General features: G+C 65.6%; 1 protein-coding gene. It reads right to left on the bottom strand.

Annotation, left to right across the window (positions count from 1 at the left end; translation table 11 throughout):
• Window positions 1–367 (bottom strand): hypothetical protein (locus IG178_RS24395; protein ID WP_193215199.1); only part of this gene is annotated, 367 nt, incomplete at its 3' end.
• Window positions 368–672 lie beyond the last annotated feature (305 nt).

The raw sequence follows: 672 nt of genomic DNA, 5'->3' as shown, positions 1-672 counted from the left end.
GGTTGCGCAGCATCGGACTCGCCACCGGGTCACCCGCCCACTCGGGCAGGTAGACGATCCCGGTGATTCGCACCTCGCCCTTGGGTTCCTCGCCCATGACGTACTGGCGCTGTAGGCGCAGCAGCACACGGGTGGACGACTCGACGTGCTGGATCAGGAACCAGCGCCCGGAGTCGTTGTTGTTGTGGCTGGAGTTCAGCTTCCGATCCAGCCCAGGCGCGGGATCGACCCACTGCTCGTACCTGAGCGCCGTGTCGATCTCGGCGCTGTCGTGTTCGGGGTCGATGGGGGTGGGGTCTGGCATCTGCCAGCCCGCGGGCAAGTCCGCTGCCGTCAGCAGCGGGGCGCTCTCCAAGTCCTCGACCATGTTCCCAAGCCTAGCAGAATCTCATGCAATGGCCGCTACGCCATATCTGTGGTAACGTGGTATTGGCGTATCTGCCACAGCGTGAGATAGAGATGAGTGACCCGCCCCGACCCACCGACATTGAGCGACCGCGACGTGCGGCGCAGGGCAGGGGTGCGCTCGGGGCAGGCGCTCGGGATGATCCGGGGCGGCTACGCCTCCGGGTCACCCGGCGGGTGGAGCCGGACATGCGGCGGCTGGTGGAGTGGGTGCTTAACCTTGATCCACCGATGCGAGTATCCGGATCAAGCCGCGCATGAAATGGA

This window comes from Neoluteolibacter marinus, from assembly GCF_014904755.1.
Classification (GTDB): domain Bacteria; phylum Verrucomicrobiota; class Verrucomicrobiia; order Verrucomicrobiales; family Akkermansiaceae; genus Haloferula; species Haloferula marina.
Note: the sequence above shows the minus strand (reverse complement) of the source record. Positions and strands in the feature narration are given on the sequence as shown.